Source organism: Agrobacterium sp. FDAARGOS_525 (genome assembly GCF_003938925.1).
Taxonomy (GTDB): domain Bacteria; phylum Pseudomonadota; class Alphaproteobacteria; order Rhizobiales; family Rhizobiaceae; genus Agrobacterium; species Agrobacterium pusense.
In genome coordinates this window covers 1,442,070-1,458,006 of record NZ_RKIU01000004.1, presented here as the reverse complement: position 1 = coordinate 1,458,006, position 15,937 = coordinate 1,442,070, and the positions used below count along the sequence as shown (strand labels likewise).

General features: G+C 57.9%; 24 protein-coding genes and 1 tRNA gene. 3 read left to right on the top strand and 22 right to left on the bottom strand.

Annotation, left to right across the window (positions count from 1 at the left end):
- Nucleotides 1-37: 37 nt before the first annotated feature.
- On the top strand, nt 38-325 hold the full coding sequence (locus EGT36_RS23155; protein ID WP_125271131.1) for a hypothetical protein: 288 nt from the start codon (nt 38-40) through the stop codon (nt 323-325).
- A 4-nt stretch (nt 326-329) separates the two neighbouring features.
- Here the strand turns inward: EGT36_RS23155 and EGT36_RS30630 are convergent, their stop codons facing one another.
- From EGT36_RS30630 to istA, 21 genes are all read right to left on the bottom strand, one after another.
- The gene (locus EGT36_RS30630; RefSeq protein ID WP_172965658.1) at nt 330-476 is read right to left on the bottom strand and encodes a hypothetical protein; all 147 of its coding nucleotides are present in this window, start codon (nt 474-476) and stop codon (nt 330-332) included.
- A gap of 32 nt (nt 477-508) precedes the next feature.
- Nucleotides 509-892 carry a gene transfer agent family protein gene (locus EGT36_RS23150; protein ID WP_125271130.1) on the bottom strand — a complete coding sequence of 128 codons (384 nt, stop codon included), beginning with the start codon at nt 890-892 and terminating at the stop codon, nt 509-511.
- Nucleotides 892-1,338: a phage tail tube protein gene (locus tag EGT36_RS23145; protein ID WP_125271129.1), complete on the bottom strand. Its 447-nt coding sequence runs from the start codon at nt 1,336-1,338 to the stop codon at nt 892-894. Before EGT36_RS23145 ends, EGT36_RS23150 begins: the two co-directional genes overlap by 1 nt.
- 23 nt (nt 1,339-1,361) lie before the next feature.
- Nucleotides 1,362-1,784 carry a DUF3168 domain-containing protein gene (locus EGT36_RS23140; protein ID WP_112635757.1) on the bottom strand — a complete coding sequence of 141 codons (423 nt, stop codon included), beginning with the start codon at nt 1,782-1,784 and terminating at the stop codon, nt 1,362-1,364.
- The gene (locus EGT36_RS23135) at nt 1,781-2,245 is read right to left on the bottom strand and encodes an HK97-gp10 family putative phage morphogenesis protein (protein ID WP_125271128.1); all 465 of its coding nucleotides are present in this window, start codon (nt 2,243-2,245) and stop codon (nt 1,781-1,783) included. The genes EGT36_RS23140 and EGT36_RS23135 overlap by 4 nt, the downstream gene beginning before the upstream one ends.
- Nucleotides 2,242-2,592 (bottom strand): phage head closure protein, encoded by a 351-nt coding sequence (locus tag EGT36_RS23130; RefSeq protein WP_125271127.1) that lies wholly within the window; start codon nt 2,590-2,592, stop codon nt 2,242-2,244. The genes EGT36_RS23135 and EGT36_RS23130 overlap by 4 nt, the downstream gene beginning before the upstream one ends.
- Nucleotides 2,567-2,758 (bottom strand): hypothetical protein, encoded by a 192-nt coding sequence (locus EGT36_RS23125; protein WP_125271126.1) that lies wholly within the window; start codon nt 2,756-2,758, stop codon nt 2,567-2,569. Before EGT36_RS23125 ends, EGT36_RS23130 begins: the two co-directional genes overlap by 26 nt.
- A 9-nt stretch (nt 2,759-2,767) precedes the next feature.
- Nucleotides 2,768-3,349, bottom strand: coding sequence for a head-tail connector protein (locus EGT36_RS23120; protein WP_125271125.1), 582 nt, complete (start codon nt 3,347-3,349; stop codon nt 2,768-2,770).
- A gap of 3 nt (nt 3,350-3,352) precedes the next feature.
- Nucleotides 3,353-3,544 (bottom strand): hypothetical protein, encoded by a 192-nt coding sequence (locus EGT36_RS23115; protein WP_086132836.1) that lies wholly within the window; start codon nt 3,542-3,544, stop codon nt 3,353-3,355.
- A 65-nt stretch (nt 3,545-3,609) separates the two neighbouring features.
- The gene (locus EGT36_RS23110) at nt 3,610-4,818 is read right to left on the bottom strand and encodes a phage major capsid protein (protein ID WP_045534037.1); all 1,209 of its coding nucleotides are present in this window, start codon (nt 4,816-4,818) and stop codon (nt 3,610-3,612) included.
- Nucleotides 4,819-4,846: 28 nt separating this feature from the next.
- Nucleotides 4,847-5,512 (bottom strand): HK97 family phage prohead protease, encoded by a 666-nt coding sequence (locus EGT36_RS23105; protein WP_063950524.1) that lies wholly within the window; start codon nt 5,510-5,512, stop codon nt 4,847-4,849.
- A 5-nt stretch (nt 5,513-5,517) separates the two neighbouring features.
- Entirely contained in the window at nt 5,518-6,747 is a 1,230-nt protein-coding gene (locus EGT36_RS23100; RefSeq protein WP_125271047.1) for a phage portal protein, read from the bottom strand.
- Nucleotides 6,744-8,426, bottom strand: a complete 1,683-nt coding sequence (locus EGT36_RS23095) for a terminase large subunit (RefSeq protein ID WP_125271124.1) — start codon at nt 8,424-8,426, stop codon at nt 6,744-6,746. Before EGT36_RS23095 ends, EGT36_RS23100 begins: the two co-directional genes overlap by 4 nt.
- The gene (locus tag EGT36_RS23090) at nt 8,426-8,743 is read right to left on the bottom strand and encodes a hypothetical protein (protein WP_125271123.1); all 318 of its coding nucleotides are present in this window, start codon (nt 8,741-8,743) and stop codon (nt 8,426-8,428) included. Before EGT36_RS23090 ends, EGT36_RS23095 begins: the two co-directional genes overlap by 1 nt.
- A gap of 743 nt (nt 8,744-9,486) precedes the next feature.
- The gene (locus EGT36_RS23080) at nt 9,487-10,305 is read right to left on the bottom strand and encodes a hypothetical protein (RefSeq protein ID WP_125271043.1); all 819 of its coding nucleotides are present in this window, start codon (nt 10,303-10,305) and stop codon (nt 9,487-9,489) included.
- 102 nt (nt 10,306-10,407) lie between these two features.
- Nucleotides 10,408-10,668: a hypothetical protein gene (locus tag EGT36_RS23075; RefSeq protein WP_125271042.1), complete on the bottom strand. Its 261-nt coding sequence runs from the start codon at nt 10,666-10,668 to the stop codon at nt 10,408-10,410.
- Complete coding sequence (locus EGT36_RS23070; protein WP_125271041.1) at nt 10,655-10,924, bottom strand: hypothetical protein; 270 nt, start codon at nt 10,922-10,924, stop codon at nt 10,655-10,657. The genes EGT36_RS23075 and EGT36_RS23070 overlap by 14 nt, the downstream gene beginning before the upstream one ends.
- A gap of 30 nt (nt 10,925-10,954) precedes the next feature.
- Nucleotides 10,955-11,371, bottom strand: coding sequence for a hypothetical protein (locus tag EGT36_RS23065; protein ID WP_125271040.1), 417 nt, complete (start codon nt 11,369-11,371; stop codon nt 10,955-10,957).
- 663 nt (nt 11,372-12,034) lie between these two features.
- Nucleotides 12,035-12,104: transfer RNA gene (locus EGT36_RS30375), tRNA-Met, on the bottom strand.
- A gap of 227 nt (nt 12,105-12,331) precedes the next feature.
- A complete protein-coding gene (gene istB, locus EGT36_RS23060) occupies nt 12,332-13,066 on the bottom strand; it encodes an IS21-like element helper ATPase IstB (protein WP_003501246.1) in 735 nt (244 codons plus the stop codon).
- A 1-nt stretch (nt 13,067) separates the two neighbouring features.
- Nucleotides 13,068-14,567, bottom strand: coding sequence for an IS21 family transposase (istA, locus tag EGT36_RS23055; RefSeq protein ID WP_052821263.1), 1,500 nt, complete (start codon nt 14,565-14,567; stop codon nt 13,068-13,070).
- A 127-nt stretch (nt 14,568-14,694) separates the two neighbouring features.
- On the opposite strand from istA, the gene EGT36_RS23050 reads away from it, so the two are divergent.
- A complete protein-coding gene (locus EGT36_RS23050; protein ID WP_172965699.1) occupies nt 14,695-15,180 on the top strand; it encodes a helix-turn-helix transcriptional regulator in 486 nt (161 codons plus the stop codon).
- 4 nt (nt 15,181-15,184) lie between these two features.
- Here EGT36_RS23050 and EGT36_RS23045 read toward each other — a convergent pair whose 3' ends face one another.
- Nucleotides 15,185-15,649 (bottom strand): hypothetical protein, encoded by a 465-nt coding sequence (locus EGT36_RS23045; RefSeq protein WP_125271121.1) that lies wholly within the window; start codon nt 15,647-15,649, stop codon nt 15,185-15,187.
- A gap of 108 nt (nt 15,650-15,757) precedes the next feature.
- Here EGT36_RS23045 and EGT36_RS30625 point away from each other — a divergent pair, with 108 nt between their 5' ends.
- Complete coding sequence (locus tag EGT36_RS30625; RefSeq protein ID WP_172965698.1) at nt 15,758-15,928, top strand: hypothetical protein; 171 nt, start codon at nt 15,758-15,760, stop codon at nt 15,926-15,928.
- The last annotated feature ends 9 nt before the right edge of the window (nt 15,929-15,937 follow it).

Here is a 15,937-nt window from a genome sequence, read left to right as displayed (position 1 = left end):
GAACCTTCTAGCTATTGGCCAAACGGGAGATGCGGCGGTGGGAATTCAAAAGAAGAGAATGTTCTGCGAAGAAGAAGTGCGGATGGTTCTGGCCGAGAGGCAGACCCCCAATCACGTACTGCACCTTTTGCTGTCGGTCGTGACTGCTGGGTTTTGGATTCCGGTATGGTTGCTCGTCACTGTTTTTGGAAGCGGCGCCTACAAATGCCCGAGTTGCGGTGCCCGCACCCTCGGTTATGTTCCCAAAAAGTATAAAGAGGCATTGGCCAACAATCAGACTGTCCAGAAGCCAAAACAGGACTTGGACAATTTCGGAGCATGGTGAGGGTTCACTCCCGCACCCACTCCCAAAGCTCATCGACTTCTTTCGCCGTCAGCCCGCCGTCATCCGGTGAGTTGGCCTCGACGTAGCCATCAACAGCCGCCAAGAATTGCCACACAGTCATGTCGTTGACCTGTTGCGGGGTGAAACCCATTACCGCGCCGGTCCCGTAGAGCGCAGCAAATCTCAGCTTTCCGTTTGGGAGTTCATCGAGCTGTTTTCGGTTTGATTTGCTGCGTCGTCCTCCCCCACCTTCTCCTCCGGCGCACCGGTGAGGCCAGCAGAGAGAATGACCTGCGCGGGGATGAGATTTTCCATCGGCGGGCGGGCCTCGACATATCGGCGCACAAGTTTTAACGCTTGCGATGGCTCCATGCCGCCACCGATCAGGCCAAGCCTGATGATGTTGCTGATGTCCTCGATGCGCCACTCGCCGTTGTGCAGGCGCTGGAGCACGACATAGGGGCCGGCATCGCACTTCTCTTGAAGCTCTGCCAGTTGCCCCCAGGCAAGGCGGAACGAATGCGTTCCGTCTGCCCAGTCGAAGGTAACAGTCGCGTCCCTCATCATCAGGTCTTCGGCGTTGTGACACGGACCATCGCGCCGTCGCTCTGCATAGAGACATTGTTAGTCGCCCGCTGCCCATTGCTGGCTCCAACCTCCATGCTTTCGATATGCATTTTCCCGGTCCATGTGATCGTCTTCGCGGGAAATTCCCATTCGACTTTTACCGGGATACTGTCGATCTTATCGAAGCCTTCCAGCCAGGTATCGACGCTCTCGGACGCGAGCACGCCCTCGCCAGAAATGCTCATGGAAAGCGACGTCGCGTCACGTCCGACCCAGTCGACCTTATCAGGATCTGTACAATCTGGGATTTGGACTTCTTCCAGCCCCTTGTTCAGGGTGATCGACCGCTGCGTAAAGCCGCATGGCGCGCTGTAAACGATCGGCGTTGCCGAATTTCCAAGGAGCACGCGAATCTTGCCCCCCTTGATGGTGGTTGCCTGAGCCATTGCGGCCTCCTGTGTTGGCGTTTTCAGTGATGCTCGACGCCAGCGCGGAACGTGCTGACGATCTGGGTTGTCAAGCCATCCGGCGCGCGTAGATCGCGGCGGCCGTCGAACTCGAAATAAACAAGGGCATTGTCGGCCAGTGGCAGGCTCTGCTCGTCCAGCGCCTTCTTGATGGCCTTGGCTATCTTGCGGCCTTCCATGAAGCCGGGATCGCGTGACCATGCGTCCAACTGGATGACCAGCTCGGATGCTTCGATGCAGTCGGCGTCTTCCGGCAAGTCCTGCACCGGCCCGAACGAGATGTAGGGAAATGTCGCCGTGATTTTGCCATCAGTCGTTGGCACTCGGTCATAGATACGATTGCTGACCAGCGCGGCCACATCCGGATCAGCTTTCAAGGCGGTGACAATGGCCACCTGCAGTTCATGCGCAGCGTCGTTTGTCATGATCCTGCCGCCACCTTCTTTGCTGAGTCTCGCGACGCCTTGCGTATCGCGCGGACGGTGCGCCGTTTGTTTGCCCGCCAGGAGACGAAGAAAAACGGCTGCGCTGTCGTGCCGGGATGAATTGAGCCTGCGAACAGGCCACCATTCTCGTGCCGCGCCGTGCCAAACTCGACCCAGCGGGCATAGAAAGCCTCTTTGTTGCCAGCGTAGATCGTCAGCGTCATATCGCTGTCGCCTGTCGCCTGGACTGAAGCAAGAGTGAGCGAGCCCTTCGGAGCCTTGCCCCAAGTCCAGCCGATGCTGTCGCGCAGCGTGCCGTCATCGACCGGGACAAGGTTTTTCATCATGGCGACGATTTCGTTCGCCTTGGCTTCCATTGCCTGCCGGATCATCTGCTTGGCAACCGCTGGCAATTTCGCCAGCTTCCTGTTGAGGCGATCAAGGCCTTTGATTTTCGTCATCCGCTTGCCACGCCACTCTGACAGAGGAAATCAAGCCACTGCCGGTCATTGGTCGGCGTCACGTCGCGGATGTTGAACTCGGTTCCGGTTCGAGCATCCCTTACCCGCCAGTCCGTATCCACTGACCGTGTCTGCGAAGACGAGCGAACGAATATGACCTGTGTGTGCTGCCCTTGAAGGCGATCAGCCATGATGCTTTCGCCGCCGCGCAAATGCGCAAAGCCTGCCCGGACCTGAAACTGTTCGACCCACTGACCCACAAAGACGCCATCTCCACGGTCTATTTCTTCGCGCTTGTCGAATGCGACACGGTGGAGCAGATCACCGGCTGATCTCGGCTTCGCCATCCTGCTTTGCCTCCGCGTCTTTACCGGCCCATTCAGCCTTACCGGCGGCGACGGCTTCTTCCGCGCACTCGCGCCTTACAGTGCCCTCCCAGCCCGCCTTGTAGCCGATTGTGCTCTGGGTCGTGGGTTTGTAGTCGAAGTCCTGTTTGAAGCGTACACGGGCCATCTGGGCCTCCTACAGCAGCGGTCGGCGCCACTTGGCAATAAGGGCGCGTTCCATGTTGGCGATTGTCTGGCCGGCATCGGTCGCAGTCTGCTCATATCCGATCTGGACGCGGGCGATGATAGCGGTGAGTATGTCGGCCGGGACGGTCGGCTTGTCGTCTACGATAGGCCAGCCAGCGCGGTACTCGACCGAGATTGCGGAACGAAGCGCAGTATCGCTCGGCATGGTGAAGCCATCCACGAACCGAACATATGATCGGCCGGCGGCATCCGTCTCGACGGCATAGTCTGTCGACGGGATCTGCGTCTCGGTCCCGGCGCTGTCGCGTGTCTTGACGCCGTCCACTGCGATCACCGGGCCGAGCGGAAGTCGCAGGCACTGCTCGAACCTATCAAATGCCTGGCGCCAGGTTTGCTCGACAAGGCAGATGCCGAGCACGCCAGTCCAGCCTTCGTAATGGTCGACCGCGGACTGGATGAGGCTTGTCAGCATCTCGTCATCATCCGCGCTGTCGACGCGCAGGGCCTTTTTCACCTCTTCGAGAGAGATTGGCAGCGCTTCTGGCGCGGTAACGCGGACGGGACGGTGCATGGATCAAGCGCTCTTGTTTTTCGGGGCGGCCTTCTCGGCCTTGTTCGACGGCGCGGGATCAGCCTTAGCTTTCGTCTCGCGCAGCACGCCGTTGTTGATCAGGTGCTGAACTTCGCCCTGCGCGGCTTCGCGGGTGTCTCCCGGCATGTACATCTTGTCGCCGAAGTGCTGGCGAAGGACTTCATAGGTTTTCATGATGGCTCTCCTTCGGTTCATAGAGAGGGCAACCGAAGCTGCCCTCCTTGATGAGCCGAAGCCGATCAGGTCACGCGACCGAAATCGCCGTAGATGAAGGCTTCAGGACGATAGACCGCCAGAGCGAGACGCTCTTCCGCAAGGATCGTGATCAGGTTGCGAATGAAGTCGTCATCGACGTAGGCCGCCTCGATCCGGGCATCCCAGCGGTCGAACACCTGGGCGCCGAGCTTGAACGCACCGACGAGAACCTTGTCGACCGTCATCGCCTGGGTTGCCACGACCGGCAGGCCCCACAGCGTCGGGCTGATGGTGCCCTGCGGATTGCCGATGATGTAGCGGCCGGTGGTGTCCTTCAGCGTCTCGATCCACGCCCAATCGCTCGGGTGCATCACGATACCGGTGGACGGATACTCGGCCAGCGCCGCCTGGAGCATCATCAGACGGATCATGTCGATGCTGGTCGGAGAAGCCAGAGTGATCGGCGCCGAGTAGGCGGTTGCCTGCGGGATGATACCGTTCAGGTTCTGGCCGGTTCCATCGCCGTTGAGCAGCTGGTTTTCTTCCACATAGGCGAGGCCGTAGAGGAGGCGCTGGTCGATCATCGAGCGGAGCTGCGAGATATCGTCCAGAACCTGCTTGGATGCCTTCATCCAGTGGGCGATTACCTTTGCCGACGTCGTCACCAGATCGAGCTTGAGATCGGACGAAGGCTTCAGAGCGCCTTCGGCGACACCAGCCGCGTTGTTGGTGAAGCCGGTTTCCTTCACGTATTCCAGCGTGTTGCCGTCCATTCGGCCCTGCGAAAGCAGGTCGCGAACGGTGAGACGGCGCTGGGGCAGCGGAAGGATGCCAGGCAGGCGAGTATTGGCGATTGCGTCACCAACGGAGCCGGCAGCATCAGTCGTCGCCGACGTCAGCGTTGCCTTCACCTTCAGGTCAGCGCCGCGTGCGCTCTTGGAGAACTTGCTGTCCTGGAACGACTTGAAGCCTTCCGATTCAACGAACTGCTCACCGAGAGTTTTGGCGGGATCGTCACCGCCCTTGCCGCCGCGGGCCATCTTCTGTTCCAGCTCGGCCATCTGCTCGGTCAGGCCGTTCATCTTCAGAAGGGCTTCGTCGGCCTTTTCCTTGAGAGAAGCCGTCAGTTCTTCGCCGGACTTCGCCTTGCCAAGGGCTTCCTCGGCAATCGCCTTGACAGCGTCAACCGCCTGGCGCTGCTCAGCCTTGATCTCGGCGGCGAGATCGGCCACCGACTTGTTTTCGTTGCTCATGGTTTTCTCCTAAGAGCGATGTTGGGGATTAGCTGGCCCGCAGAGCTTTCAGGAACGCAGCCGTGTCATTCGCCTTATCGCCCTCGGAATCGCTCCGAATGGCCTTGGCATAGCCGTGCGAGGCGATCGCAACAGCCATGCTTTTCGGAACCCCTGCCTCGCGCAGGATGTCCTCGAAATCCTTGATCGGCATGGGATCGCCGTCGCGCAGTCGGCGGGCGAACTCATCCATGCGTTCTGATTTGACGCTCTCGATCCGGGCGCGGCGGTTGGCCGGGAATGTCACCGGAGAGATTTCGTAAAGATTGAGCTTTTTCAGGAGCCGAACGGCGCCGTCTTGGTCGGTATCTTCCTCACGATAGCCGATGGACAGACCGCCGATGGCCTTGTTTTTGGCAAGCGTGTGGACCTCGCGCGCCCGCTGGATATCAAGCAGGAACCGGCCCTTGCCCCACAGGCCCTTTGCGTCCTCGGCCAAATCCTCCCAGACCCCGATCGGCTGGTGGGCATCATGGTTCCAGAGCATCAGGACGTTGGAGCCTTCACGCTTGTGCTTGGCCAGGCTCTCAACGAAAGCGCCGGGCATCACCTTTTCGCCGTAGCTGTCGATGTTCCCAAAGATGGAACCGTAGCCTTCAAAGGTGCCGTCTTCCGACAGGTCTTTGACCTGCAGGGCGAAATCCTTCGTTTTCATGTCGTTCATTCCTCGTTGGGAGGGGGCAGTTGGGTCTGCGTTCCGGCCTGAGTGATCGGAACGTTCTGCATCTGCATACGCGGGACATCGCCGCCATCGACGGCAGGCATGTTTTCGAGCGCTCTGACTTCGTTGATCGTCATCCAGCCGTTGGTGAGGCCAGACTGATAGAAGCTCGCCCTTGCCGCGCTATCGCCGCGCAGGAGGCCTTCAAGGTTGAACTCAATCGTGATACCGCTGGCTCGGTCTTCCGGCTTGAGCAGTTGCTTCTCCAGCGCCTGCTCGATGCGCTTCAGCCGGCGGCGAAGTGTGAACTTCTGGAACGCCAGGGTTTGCTGCTCAAGGCCCGTTCCCCAACTGGTGGACTTCTCAGTCCGGCCAACCATGTGAGGAGGCACGCCAAAGAACCGGCAGATTTCCTCTACTGAGAAACTGCGAGATTCCAGCATCTGCGCGTCTTCAGGCGTTATCGTGAGCTGCTGCCACTTCGTGTCGCCTTCGAGAATGAGTGGTCGACCGGAGTTCATCGCGCCGAGATAGTTCTCAACGAGATTGGTTTTCGCGATCTCTCGCTGCTCTGGCGACAGCCATGCTGCGAAAGTCAGCACGCCAGATGGGCGCAGACCATTTTTGAACGTACTGCCAGCCGAGCGATCAACCGCCCGCGCCAGGCTGAAGGTGTTCCGGCCGAAATGCAGCGTCGACATGCCGCCAAGCGGGTTGCCGCCGAAGCCGCGGATATGCATCATGGCACCGTCTGTCTCGACATAGGACTTGCCATCCTCGGTCCAGCGGTATTCGATCGATCCATTGCTCAGCCTGCGAACCGAAACAAGGTTCGGCGCGACGGGATGAAGGCCAGAGACTTGGCCGCCGCTGCGCTCGATGCGGGCATAGGCGTTGCCCCACAGTTCGAGCGAGGCACTGACGAACTCCCAGAAGTCGACCGCCGTCTGGTCATAGTTCGGGCTGTCGTGAAGCACACGATAGAGCCGATGGTCGCGCGCCACTGTGCGCTTTCCCTGCGCATCGGTGCGATAGACCATCAATGGCAGGCTGGCGATGGTGCCGGCAAGCAAGTTGACGCAGGCCCAGACAGCCGACAGAGACAGCGCGGTTCTGTCCGTCACCAGTTCGCCCGCATCGCCGCGCATCGCGTCAGGATACCAGCCGTCCGGCTCCCGAACGGTCAGGCGCCGAACAATCGCGCTCTTGATCTTCTGGATTGCGTTCACGCTGCACCTGCCAGGCTCTTGAAATAATCGTCCATTCCGGCCCCCGGTGCTTCTGGGTTTCTGCTCATGACCGTCACGGCGTCAAAAAGCGACATGACAGGGTCAATCTTTGCATCGCCCGCATTCTGTTTCGTCGCCCGAATGGCCGTAGCCGTGGGCTCGATCTTCAGGTTTGACACGCACCAGTCCATCAGAGCGGACGGAGCATGCTTCAAGGTGCCGTTCGCAAGCTTGCGCTCAGCCGTCTTGATGCTGTTCATCATCGCGTAGCCCTGAGGCGCGCCGACGAGATTTCCAGCCTCCTGCGTCACGTCGATCTCGGCCAAAGCTTCGATCATCTCGCCAAGGCCGGCCGGGTCAACAGCGACAGAGGCCAACAGCCCGCGGGCCTTGATGTCGGAGATGATCTCCACGATCTCGGAGATATCCTTCAGCTCGTCATCAACGATTCTCAGTAACCCGTCGCGCTTGAAGTCGTTGAGCTTCGAGGCAATCGACTTGCGCCGCTCCAAGACGCCCTTGTGGCACCACGCATGCGACCAGGACAGCCAATCGCGGGAGCCTCGTTCACGTCCCAGCACCGTCAGCCCGAAAAGGTCATCGAGGCCGCCGCCATCGATCCCGACCACGACAACCTCCGAACGATCCAGAACGCTTTCCAGATCGATTGTGTCATCGGCCTTGTCGGCCCAGAAGTCGGCACCGGCCCAGCGGTTAGACCGGAGGTTCATTCCGATCTCGATGTTCAGGTGTTTGGCCAAGAACGTGTTGCGCGTCTCGCTGTCCTTGGCAACTTCCTTGACCAGTTCCTCCTCGATCCACTCGGCGCTAACAGAGCGGCCAAGGTTCGGGTTTGTGATGTAGAAGTTCAGCGGATCGAGATATGATTCCGCCTCGATCATCGCCTTCGGAAACTCATAGATCACCCCGAGGCTCTTGCGATCGGCGATCTTCCCGTCGCGCACATCTCGGAAGTAATCGAGCTTTGCCTTAAAGACGCCCGCTGGCGGCGCATCGCTCTGCGTCGATAGATAGATCACAAATCCCTCTGGACGCGACACAAGGCCGCCTGTGGCCTCCCTGAGCATGGCATCCGCGTTGTTGCGCTTGCCGAAGATCCAGAGTTCGTCCACTAGGACGAAAGCAGCCTTCTTGCCGCCTACCGTATCAGTGTCAGCCGCCACCACCTTCAGCTTCGCTCCGGTCACCCGGTGAGTGATCGTGCGGAAGTTATCCTGAATGTGCAGAAGGTCAGTCAGATCGGGATCAGCGCGCACCATGTCCGCGGCCGGTCCATATGAGTTGTTCGCGATCTCGATCGTCGGCGCCAAAATCAGCAGTTCTGCCGAGTGTCGCCAGTTGCGGATCAGTGCCGTCAGCATAATGCCGGCGGCGATGGTCGACTTCGAGTTCTTCTTCGAGATCAGCAGGAAGAACTCGCGGATATTCCGTTTCGCGCTATCATGGTCATAGGCGCCGAAGATGGCCTTGACGAAATCGAATACCCACTCCTCGCAAGCCTCCCCGAACGTCGGGCTGCCAGGAGCATCCACGATCTTGAGGGACTTGAAGACGTCAAGCGCTGCTTCAGCTTCCTCTGGGAACAATGGATCGAACGGGATGAGCGATTCACCGGCGACAATGCGCCGCTCCCAATCCTGACAGCTTGTGTCCCACATCAATCATTGCTCACGATCAGCTTCGGTGCGGACGGCGTTGCAAAGCGGCCACCGACGCTATGGGCGGCCAGCTTCTGCTCTTGCTTCTTGCCCATCTTCTCCGGCTTCGGAGCGCGCTTCTCCTGCGCTTTCACGGCACCAACCTGCTCGAGCATCTTGTTCTGGGCCGTCACATTGCCCTTCATGGCTTCGGAATAGCGCGCCATCAGAATGTCAGCCGTCACCTTTGCGCTTGCGATTTCCATGTCAGCAGAAAAATGAACCACCAACGTCTTCACCGAAATGCCGATCGCCTCTGCAATTGCCTCCTGAGACATGCCGCTTGCCCGAAGAACTCGGACTTTGTTGCGATCATCATCAGAAGGCGCAAAAGGCAGCCGACCGCTGTTTTTGTTACCTGCCATGGCTCCAAATTCTCGCTTCGGTAAAAAAATTGTGCGCGTGAGTGGGGCGCGGGTCTAGAAAGACATGCCTTTTCAAGGTTTTGCCTACCCCCCCGGTATTTGCTTTAGGGCTAGACCTATGCGCGTCGCTCTTCGCGTTGCTTGTCGCTGTTATGACAGTGCGCGCACAGCGTCTGGAAGGGACCAGACCAGAACCTAGCCTCATCTCCACCATGTCTCTCTGTATGGTCGCAGTGCAGACCGTTCTTGGAGACATCGACCCTGCCGCATCGCCGGCATGTGAAGTTATCCCTTACCAAGATCGACCATCTGAGCTTCTGCCATCTGCTGGTCTTGTACCATTGGCGCCATTGCTGCGAGGTATCGCGCTCACGGTGCCTTGCCTTCTCATCCCCTGTTGCTCTGCCTATCAGTGGCTTGATGGTGGCGATCTGGGGTTTGAGGGTGGTTAGCTTAGCCATTCTCGCTCATATCGACCCCTAAAATAGGAGGAAATAGCTACATCAACTACATGCCCATAGAAGCAGTCCGGTATTGGACAACTCCTGCATCCGAAGGCGACCTAATTGAGCTCCTTTTACCCCGACCCTCTGCGCGTTACTGAGGTCGCTGAGTAGCTCTGCACCGACTAAGGGCATACGGATTCCGAAAACAGCTCAAAGCTTTGGCGCTTTAGTCTGATTGCCATATCTTTGTGAATCGACAAAATTATCAAACCGTGGCTTCCACTTTTCGATCTCTTCTTGAAACCTTTTGCGGCCCACCAAATAGGTGCGATAGTCGTTCAAATAGCTCGAAATGCTGCACACGCGATCGGGCTCTTGCCGGCAGTTGTATAAGTTGAAAGTCAACGACATACCGACTCCAGATCGATAGATATCGTAAATTTCTTCCGCGTAAACATCGCGATTATCCAAGATAGGACGCTGGTAAAAAACTGCTTTTTGAGACGTTTTCTCAAAATTTGGTCCGAGAACATAAACGATGTTAGCGACGCCAGTCTTCAGCTCTTCATTGTTAGGTTTCCCGTACTTTGCATGGATAGCGTCAAGCGCACTCGACAACGAAGGTGCTTTCCGCGCATCCCAATACTTAGTGCTCCTCGATATGGAAACTGCGGCCTCGGCTACCAAAGGAAACGAACAAGTAATATTGACGTCGTAACTGGCTTCTTCATCCTTGTGACGAAAAATAACTGTGCCCAAGAAAGGTTCTGTCTGCCTGACAAGATACTGTCGAGTGACGAAATTCACTTGCTCGACTATTTTCTTTTCTTCCCAAGTGCCTGCGGGCTTTTCAAGTTCACTGCAGCGTGTCCTCGTCTTGAAACCGCCGACATCGAAGCAATTCTCGCAAGGCATGATTTTAGTCGGTGTAAATGGAAGAGGTATTTCTTTTGGTATTTCTTCAGCGTACGCCGCTAAAGTGAGAAACACAAAAAACGCAAAGAAAAACGGCCCAAATATTTTTTTCATCTAAACCTCACCTTAATCCTATGTTTCGGCAGTTCCTGAATTAAGCTGGTTCAAATCGCTAACGCAACCGATATTCCCTCTCCCGCTCTTGCTCGGTGGTGGTCATGGGGTGGGGAACGCGGAATATGCGACATCACCGCTAAATTGCCCAACCGTCGGGTCATAAACGATGCCGTCGACTTCAACCCACACATGACCAATGCCATTAGCTTCTCCACGAACGATGGCAGCAGAGAAGCCCTGTAAAGACAGAACCTTTGCCAACACATCTGAAGCGGCTCCGCATCGATAAGTACCTTGGTGAAGGCCTACCGTCTCAGAAATAAGTTGGCACCAATCAGCCGGGCTTTCAGGCAGGTTCATAGGTGGCACCGAATATGGCGGGCTTGCACGGGTATAGCTCACCTTGGACACCCTTGATAATCCAGTCACCATAGTCGGCACGCATCTCACCTTCGAGCGTCTTGATCGAAAAGTAGCCGTGGTATCCACCAGACCAAAATACTGTGCCGTTCGCCAGCGCCTCAGAAAGCCAACCGGGCATCTCGCTTCGATGAGGCTTATCTTCTGTATTGCACCATGCCTCTATCTCGACAGGCTTCTTGCGGAACCAAGGCATTGCTCTCTCCATGTGGGCGGGTGAATGGGGTTAGTGGAGATGAACGCCAGTTTCTGAGGGGTTGCGAGCAGCCGAGGGCATCGCCTCGACCTGTCGCTCAAGCTGGCGAACACGCCGATTCAGCGTCTCACGCTCATCATCGGCGCGCCAAAACATGTCGCGATACCACATCGGAGATTGACGAGTGAAATGCAGACCATGCCAGAACAAGCACACGTCCCAAGTCAGTCCGTTGTTGGTTCGATAGGCATATGCGGAAATGAGAGTGCCAAATCCTGCGCCGATGCCATCCTTGCTGCGGCGGGCATAGAACTTTGGCCGTATCACCTCATGGCGACGGAAGCTAAGTATCCACGACCAAGTGAGGCTGTGAGGCGAGTGGAACGAGGCGACGTTGAATGTCTTCTTGTCGCTCGTCTTGCTGAAAAGCTTCAAGCCCTTGAACATCTCTCATCCCCTGAAACGATTGCAGCCCCACCTTGTTACGGGCGGGGCTGGTGATACATGCCTGCCTAAAGGCTTACGGATAGGCGAGACGGCTTCCACGTCTCTCCGGGTATATCGCTCCCGGTGCTTCTGGTCAGGAATGCCGGGGATTATCCGGACCATACCTCCCTTACTCAGCGGCGCATTTTCGCGCTTGGCCTTTTAGAGATTCCTGATTTGCTGCGAGGGGTGCAACCGGGGTATTGGCCCGGGGCGGACTTTTCGCTTTACAGCGCCGCCTCGCATTCCGTTGCCCTGTTGGGCGAATTGGTGCCCCTCCTAGGTCTCCAGTTATTCCCCGGCTGGGGAGACTCCACGCGACGGGTTTACCGTTTCTGCTTTCGCTTCATCAGGCGTTAGCGCCGGGCCAGATGTTCCAATAGTCTGAGGGGCGTGTTGGAACCCACGCTTCGTTGCCCATCGGGCGAATGTTGGAGCAGAGTGACGGGATTGCACCGCCAGCTTAACCGAGTGTCGCAGGAAGGCTGATCAATTCCCACCGCTCTACCAATATACCCTCTAGGGTTCTGCTTGATCGCATGCCGAGCGCCAAACACTCGGATTACTCTACACCCTTGCGGGGAGGACGGCCTTGGCTGATTACCGCGTCGTCATGCGATTGGTTGCAGGCTCCGGAATTGAACCGGATATTTCGAGGTTATGAGCCACGCGGCTTACCGTTTGCCCTGCCTGCTCTGTTTCTGCCGCTGTTTCCCCGGGCGTCCATGTGTCCCAGGCTGTGGCTTTAACCCGGCTTAGTCCCGCATAGGGCGCCGGGTGTCAATCGGCGTCGTAACGGGACCCCTTATCGGCTCCCAAAAGGGACCCCTGCCTCTAGTTGCATCGGGTCAGCGCGCGTAGGCCCGGGGCTCTCCATTTAGCGCAAGGGCCTGCGGGCGCGGGTTGTTTGTCTTTTCGGCTTTAGCTTTGAGAGCGGTTTTTAAAGCGCCAGGATTCGTTCCCGGTTTCCACGATCTCGCAATGGTGGGTGAGCCTGTCGAGCAGAGCGGCGGTCATCTTGGCGTCGCCGAATACGGCCGGCCACTCGCCGAAGGCCAGGTTCGTCGTGACGATGATGGACGTCCGCTCGTAGAGCCTGCTGATGAGGTGGAAGAGGAGCTGGCCGCCCGCCTGGGCAAATGGGAGATAGCCCAGTTCGTCCATGATGACGAAGTCGAGCCTGGTGATGAAGTCGGCCAGCCGTCCCTGTTTGCCGCTACGTGCCTCCGTCTCGAGCCGATTGACGAGGTCGACGACGTTGAAGAAGCGGCCGCGTGCGCCATTGCGGATCAGAGCACGAGCAAGGGCGATGGACAGGTGAGACTTTCCCGTGCCGGTTCCGCCGACCAGAACGATATTGTGCTGCTCGGCGAGGAAGGCCCCGGTTGCGAGTTGGCGCACCAGGCCTTCGTTGACCGGCGTGTCGGTGAAGTCGAAGTCGTCGATGTCCTTGGCCAGCGGCAGCTTGGCGACGGTGATCTGGTATTTGATGGAGCGCGCTTGCTTCTCGGCGATCTCCGACTGAAGCAGGTCACCGACGATGCGCGGCGGTTCGTGCTGTCGCTTGATGCCGGAGGCCATGATCTCGTCATAGGCGCTACGCATGCCGAACAGCTTCAGCGTGCCCATCATGTCGAGGATTTGGGATCGTTCCATATCAGCTTGCCCTCCTCAGGCTGTCGTAACGGGCGCAGTCGGCCAGAGGCTCATGGGTCAGGCGAAGCGCATCGGGGATGGAAAGGATGGCGGCCGGCTGCGGATCACGCTTGCGGGCCAGAATGTTGATGATGACGGCGGCCGAGAACACGCCCTGATCGATCGCCTCCTGGCAGGCCGCTTCGACGGCGGGGAGCCCGTCCAGGCCCACGCATTCGAGGATCGACACCATCTGCCGGTCGCCGTCATGCATTGCCTTCAGCCGGCGGCGCACCTTCTCCATGGCGGCGGGCAAAACCCAGTCGTGGAACGGCGCACCGTTGCGCAGTGCTCCCGGTTTGCGGGTCAGGACCGGCACGTAATGCCAGGGATTATAGATCGTCTCGCCACGGCCGAAGCAGCGATCGTGTTGGCCGATTTCCACGCCATCCTGCCGGATGACGATGCGATCTGCATAGGCATGTATCTCGGCAGGGCGGCCGACTGCCGTAGACAGTACCGAGTATTTGTTGTTGTCGAAACGCACGAGGCAGGTCTTGCCGATCGAGGCCTGCACAGCGTGGAAGCCGTCGAATTTGCCGGGATAGCCGACCAGGTGCGGCCGCTCCGCATCGAACACCTCCCAGATCGTGCGCTCCGTCTGATCGACGTGCTTATGAGCGCGGGCGTAACTGATGCACTTGTCCAGCAACCAGCCATTCAGTTCATCGTAGGATTTGAAGCGCAGTCGCGGCGTGAAGAAGCGTTCGCGCACCAGATTGACCTGGTTCTCGACCTGGCCTTTCTCCCACCCCGACGCCGGCGTGCAGGCCACCGGTTCGATCAGGTAATGGCTGCACATCTGTAGGAAGCGGCGATTGTATTGCCGTTCCTTGCCGACGAAGACCGTCTCCACCGCGGTCTTCATATTATCATAGATGCCGCGCGTGCAGGCCCCGCCGAAGAAAGCGAACGCCCTGTCATGGGCGTCGAAGACCATCTCTTGCGTCTCGCGCGGATAGGCTCTCACATACATCATCCGGCTGTGGCAGAGCCGGATATGCGCAACCTTCACCGTCGTCGTCACGCCGTTCAGCACGACAATCTCGTGGCTCCAGTCGAACTGGTAGGCCTCGCCCGGCGCGTAATAGAGCGGCACATAGGCTTGCGCCGTCACGGACCCGCGCTCCTTCGCCCATGTTCGGGCGTAACGCCGGACTGTGTCGTAACCGCCCTCGTAGCCGAGGTCGCGCAAGTCCTCGAATATCCGGATCAGTGTCAGCCGTTCGCGAGAAGATTTGGCCTCATTGGCGAGGAGCATTCCATCGAGCTGACCGCGCCAGGGGCCGAGCTTCGGCTGAGGTTGACGGGTCCGTTCGTATTTGAACTCCGTCTCATCGGTGCGCAAAACCTTCCGCACCACTTTCCGCGATATGCCCAACTCCCGGCAGATCGCCTTGATCGACTTGCCCTGAACATGGGCTAGCCGCCGTATCTTCAGAATTGTTTCCACAATAAGCATCCGAACAAAAAGCCTCCGATGAAACCGGAGGCTGTTGTAACCCCATTGCAAATGGGGGTCCCGTTTGGACGCCGATCACCCCATGTGCGGGGTCCTTATTCCATGCCTAATCACAATGAATGTGGAAATGAAGGTTGGTGACGAGGCGGTCATCATGCGCCGCGTCACAACCGTCGGGCCACAGATCCGCTACGCGCGTATCGCACGCAACATGGGGCAAGCCGACGTTGCAGACGCTCTAGGCGTCACGGTTCAGGCGGTCAGCCAGTGGGAGCGCGACGAGACCACGCCGTCTGGCCTCAACCTCTTGAAGCTGCACAAATTGCTCGCGCTGGAAATCCCTTCCAATCTGGCAGGCCTTGAGGCCGTCCACCTCGCAGACGAGGCCCTGCCGGAGAACGAAGCGCGGGAAGGCGGTTCCCATGCTACGCCTTCTCGCGTTTCCGAACTCCTCGAATACACTCAGGAAATCCACGATCTGCTGCACGCGCTCGACAAGATGGGTGACGGCATAGGCGGCGCTGATGGGTTTGCGGTTTCAGCTGTAGCTCTCAGCGCAAAGTCGATAGCTGACAACGTTGCCCACGCTCTCCAGACAATGGGAGCGGAGTGATGCGTCAGTCTTTCTTGCTACTGCCGTCGTCTTCGAGAAACTTGGCATATTGCTGCTTGATCTCGTTGAAGTGCTTTATTGCCTGCTCAGCGCTTTCAAAGGCATGCATCGCCGCAGATGCGTCAACGACAGCGCCCAAAGCAACAAGGATTTTTGACGATACTTCTTCGATCTCCACAATATATCGGATCGCGTCTACCGGATTCATTGATGAAGGCTCGCCATCTGGCAGCACTTCATCGAAGGCTCGGGTAAGAAGGTCAGAAAGCTCATTCCCCCCATCCCGTAGCACGTCGGTCATTTCACTGGTTTTGAGACCGACCTGGCAAAGCCTTCGAATGGCTTCACCGCGAGACCCGATGCGGTTTTCGAACCGCCAGTCATCAACAGCCTTCAGTTCGTCTTCCGACATCATGATCGGGACGCGCTGGTCTTTGAGTTCGTCAACGGGTTTCTTCGGTCTAGCCATGCCCGCTTTTATACATGAGTGATTATCTTGCGCAAGAAAACGTTTGACGACACTTCGAAACAGGGTTAACGTTTTCTTGTGCAAGATAATACGAAAACGGAGCACACCATGAAAAAGGAACCGACTGATCAGCGAGTGCCGCTGATGATGGAGGAAAGTCTACTGGAAAAGGTTGACGAATACCGCTTGTCAAAAAGGATCTGGTCGCGCGGAAAGGCAATACGCCAACTGATCGAATGCGGACTGAAAGCGGAAATGTCGGCTTTGGCCGAAAAATAGGCAGCAAAC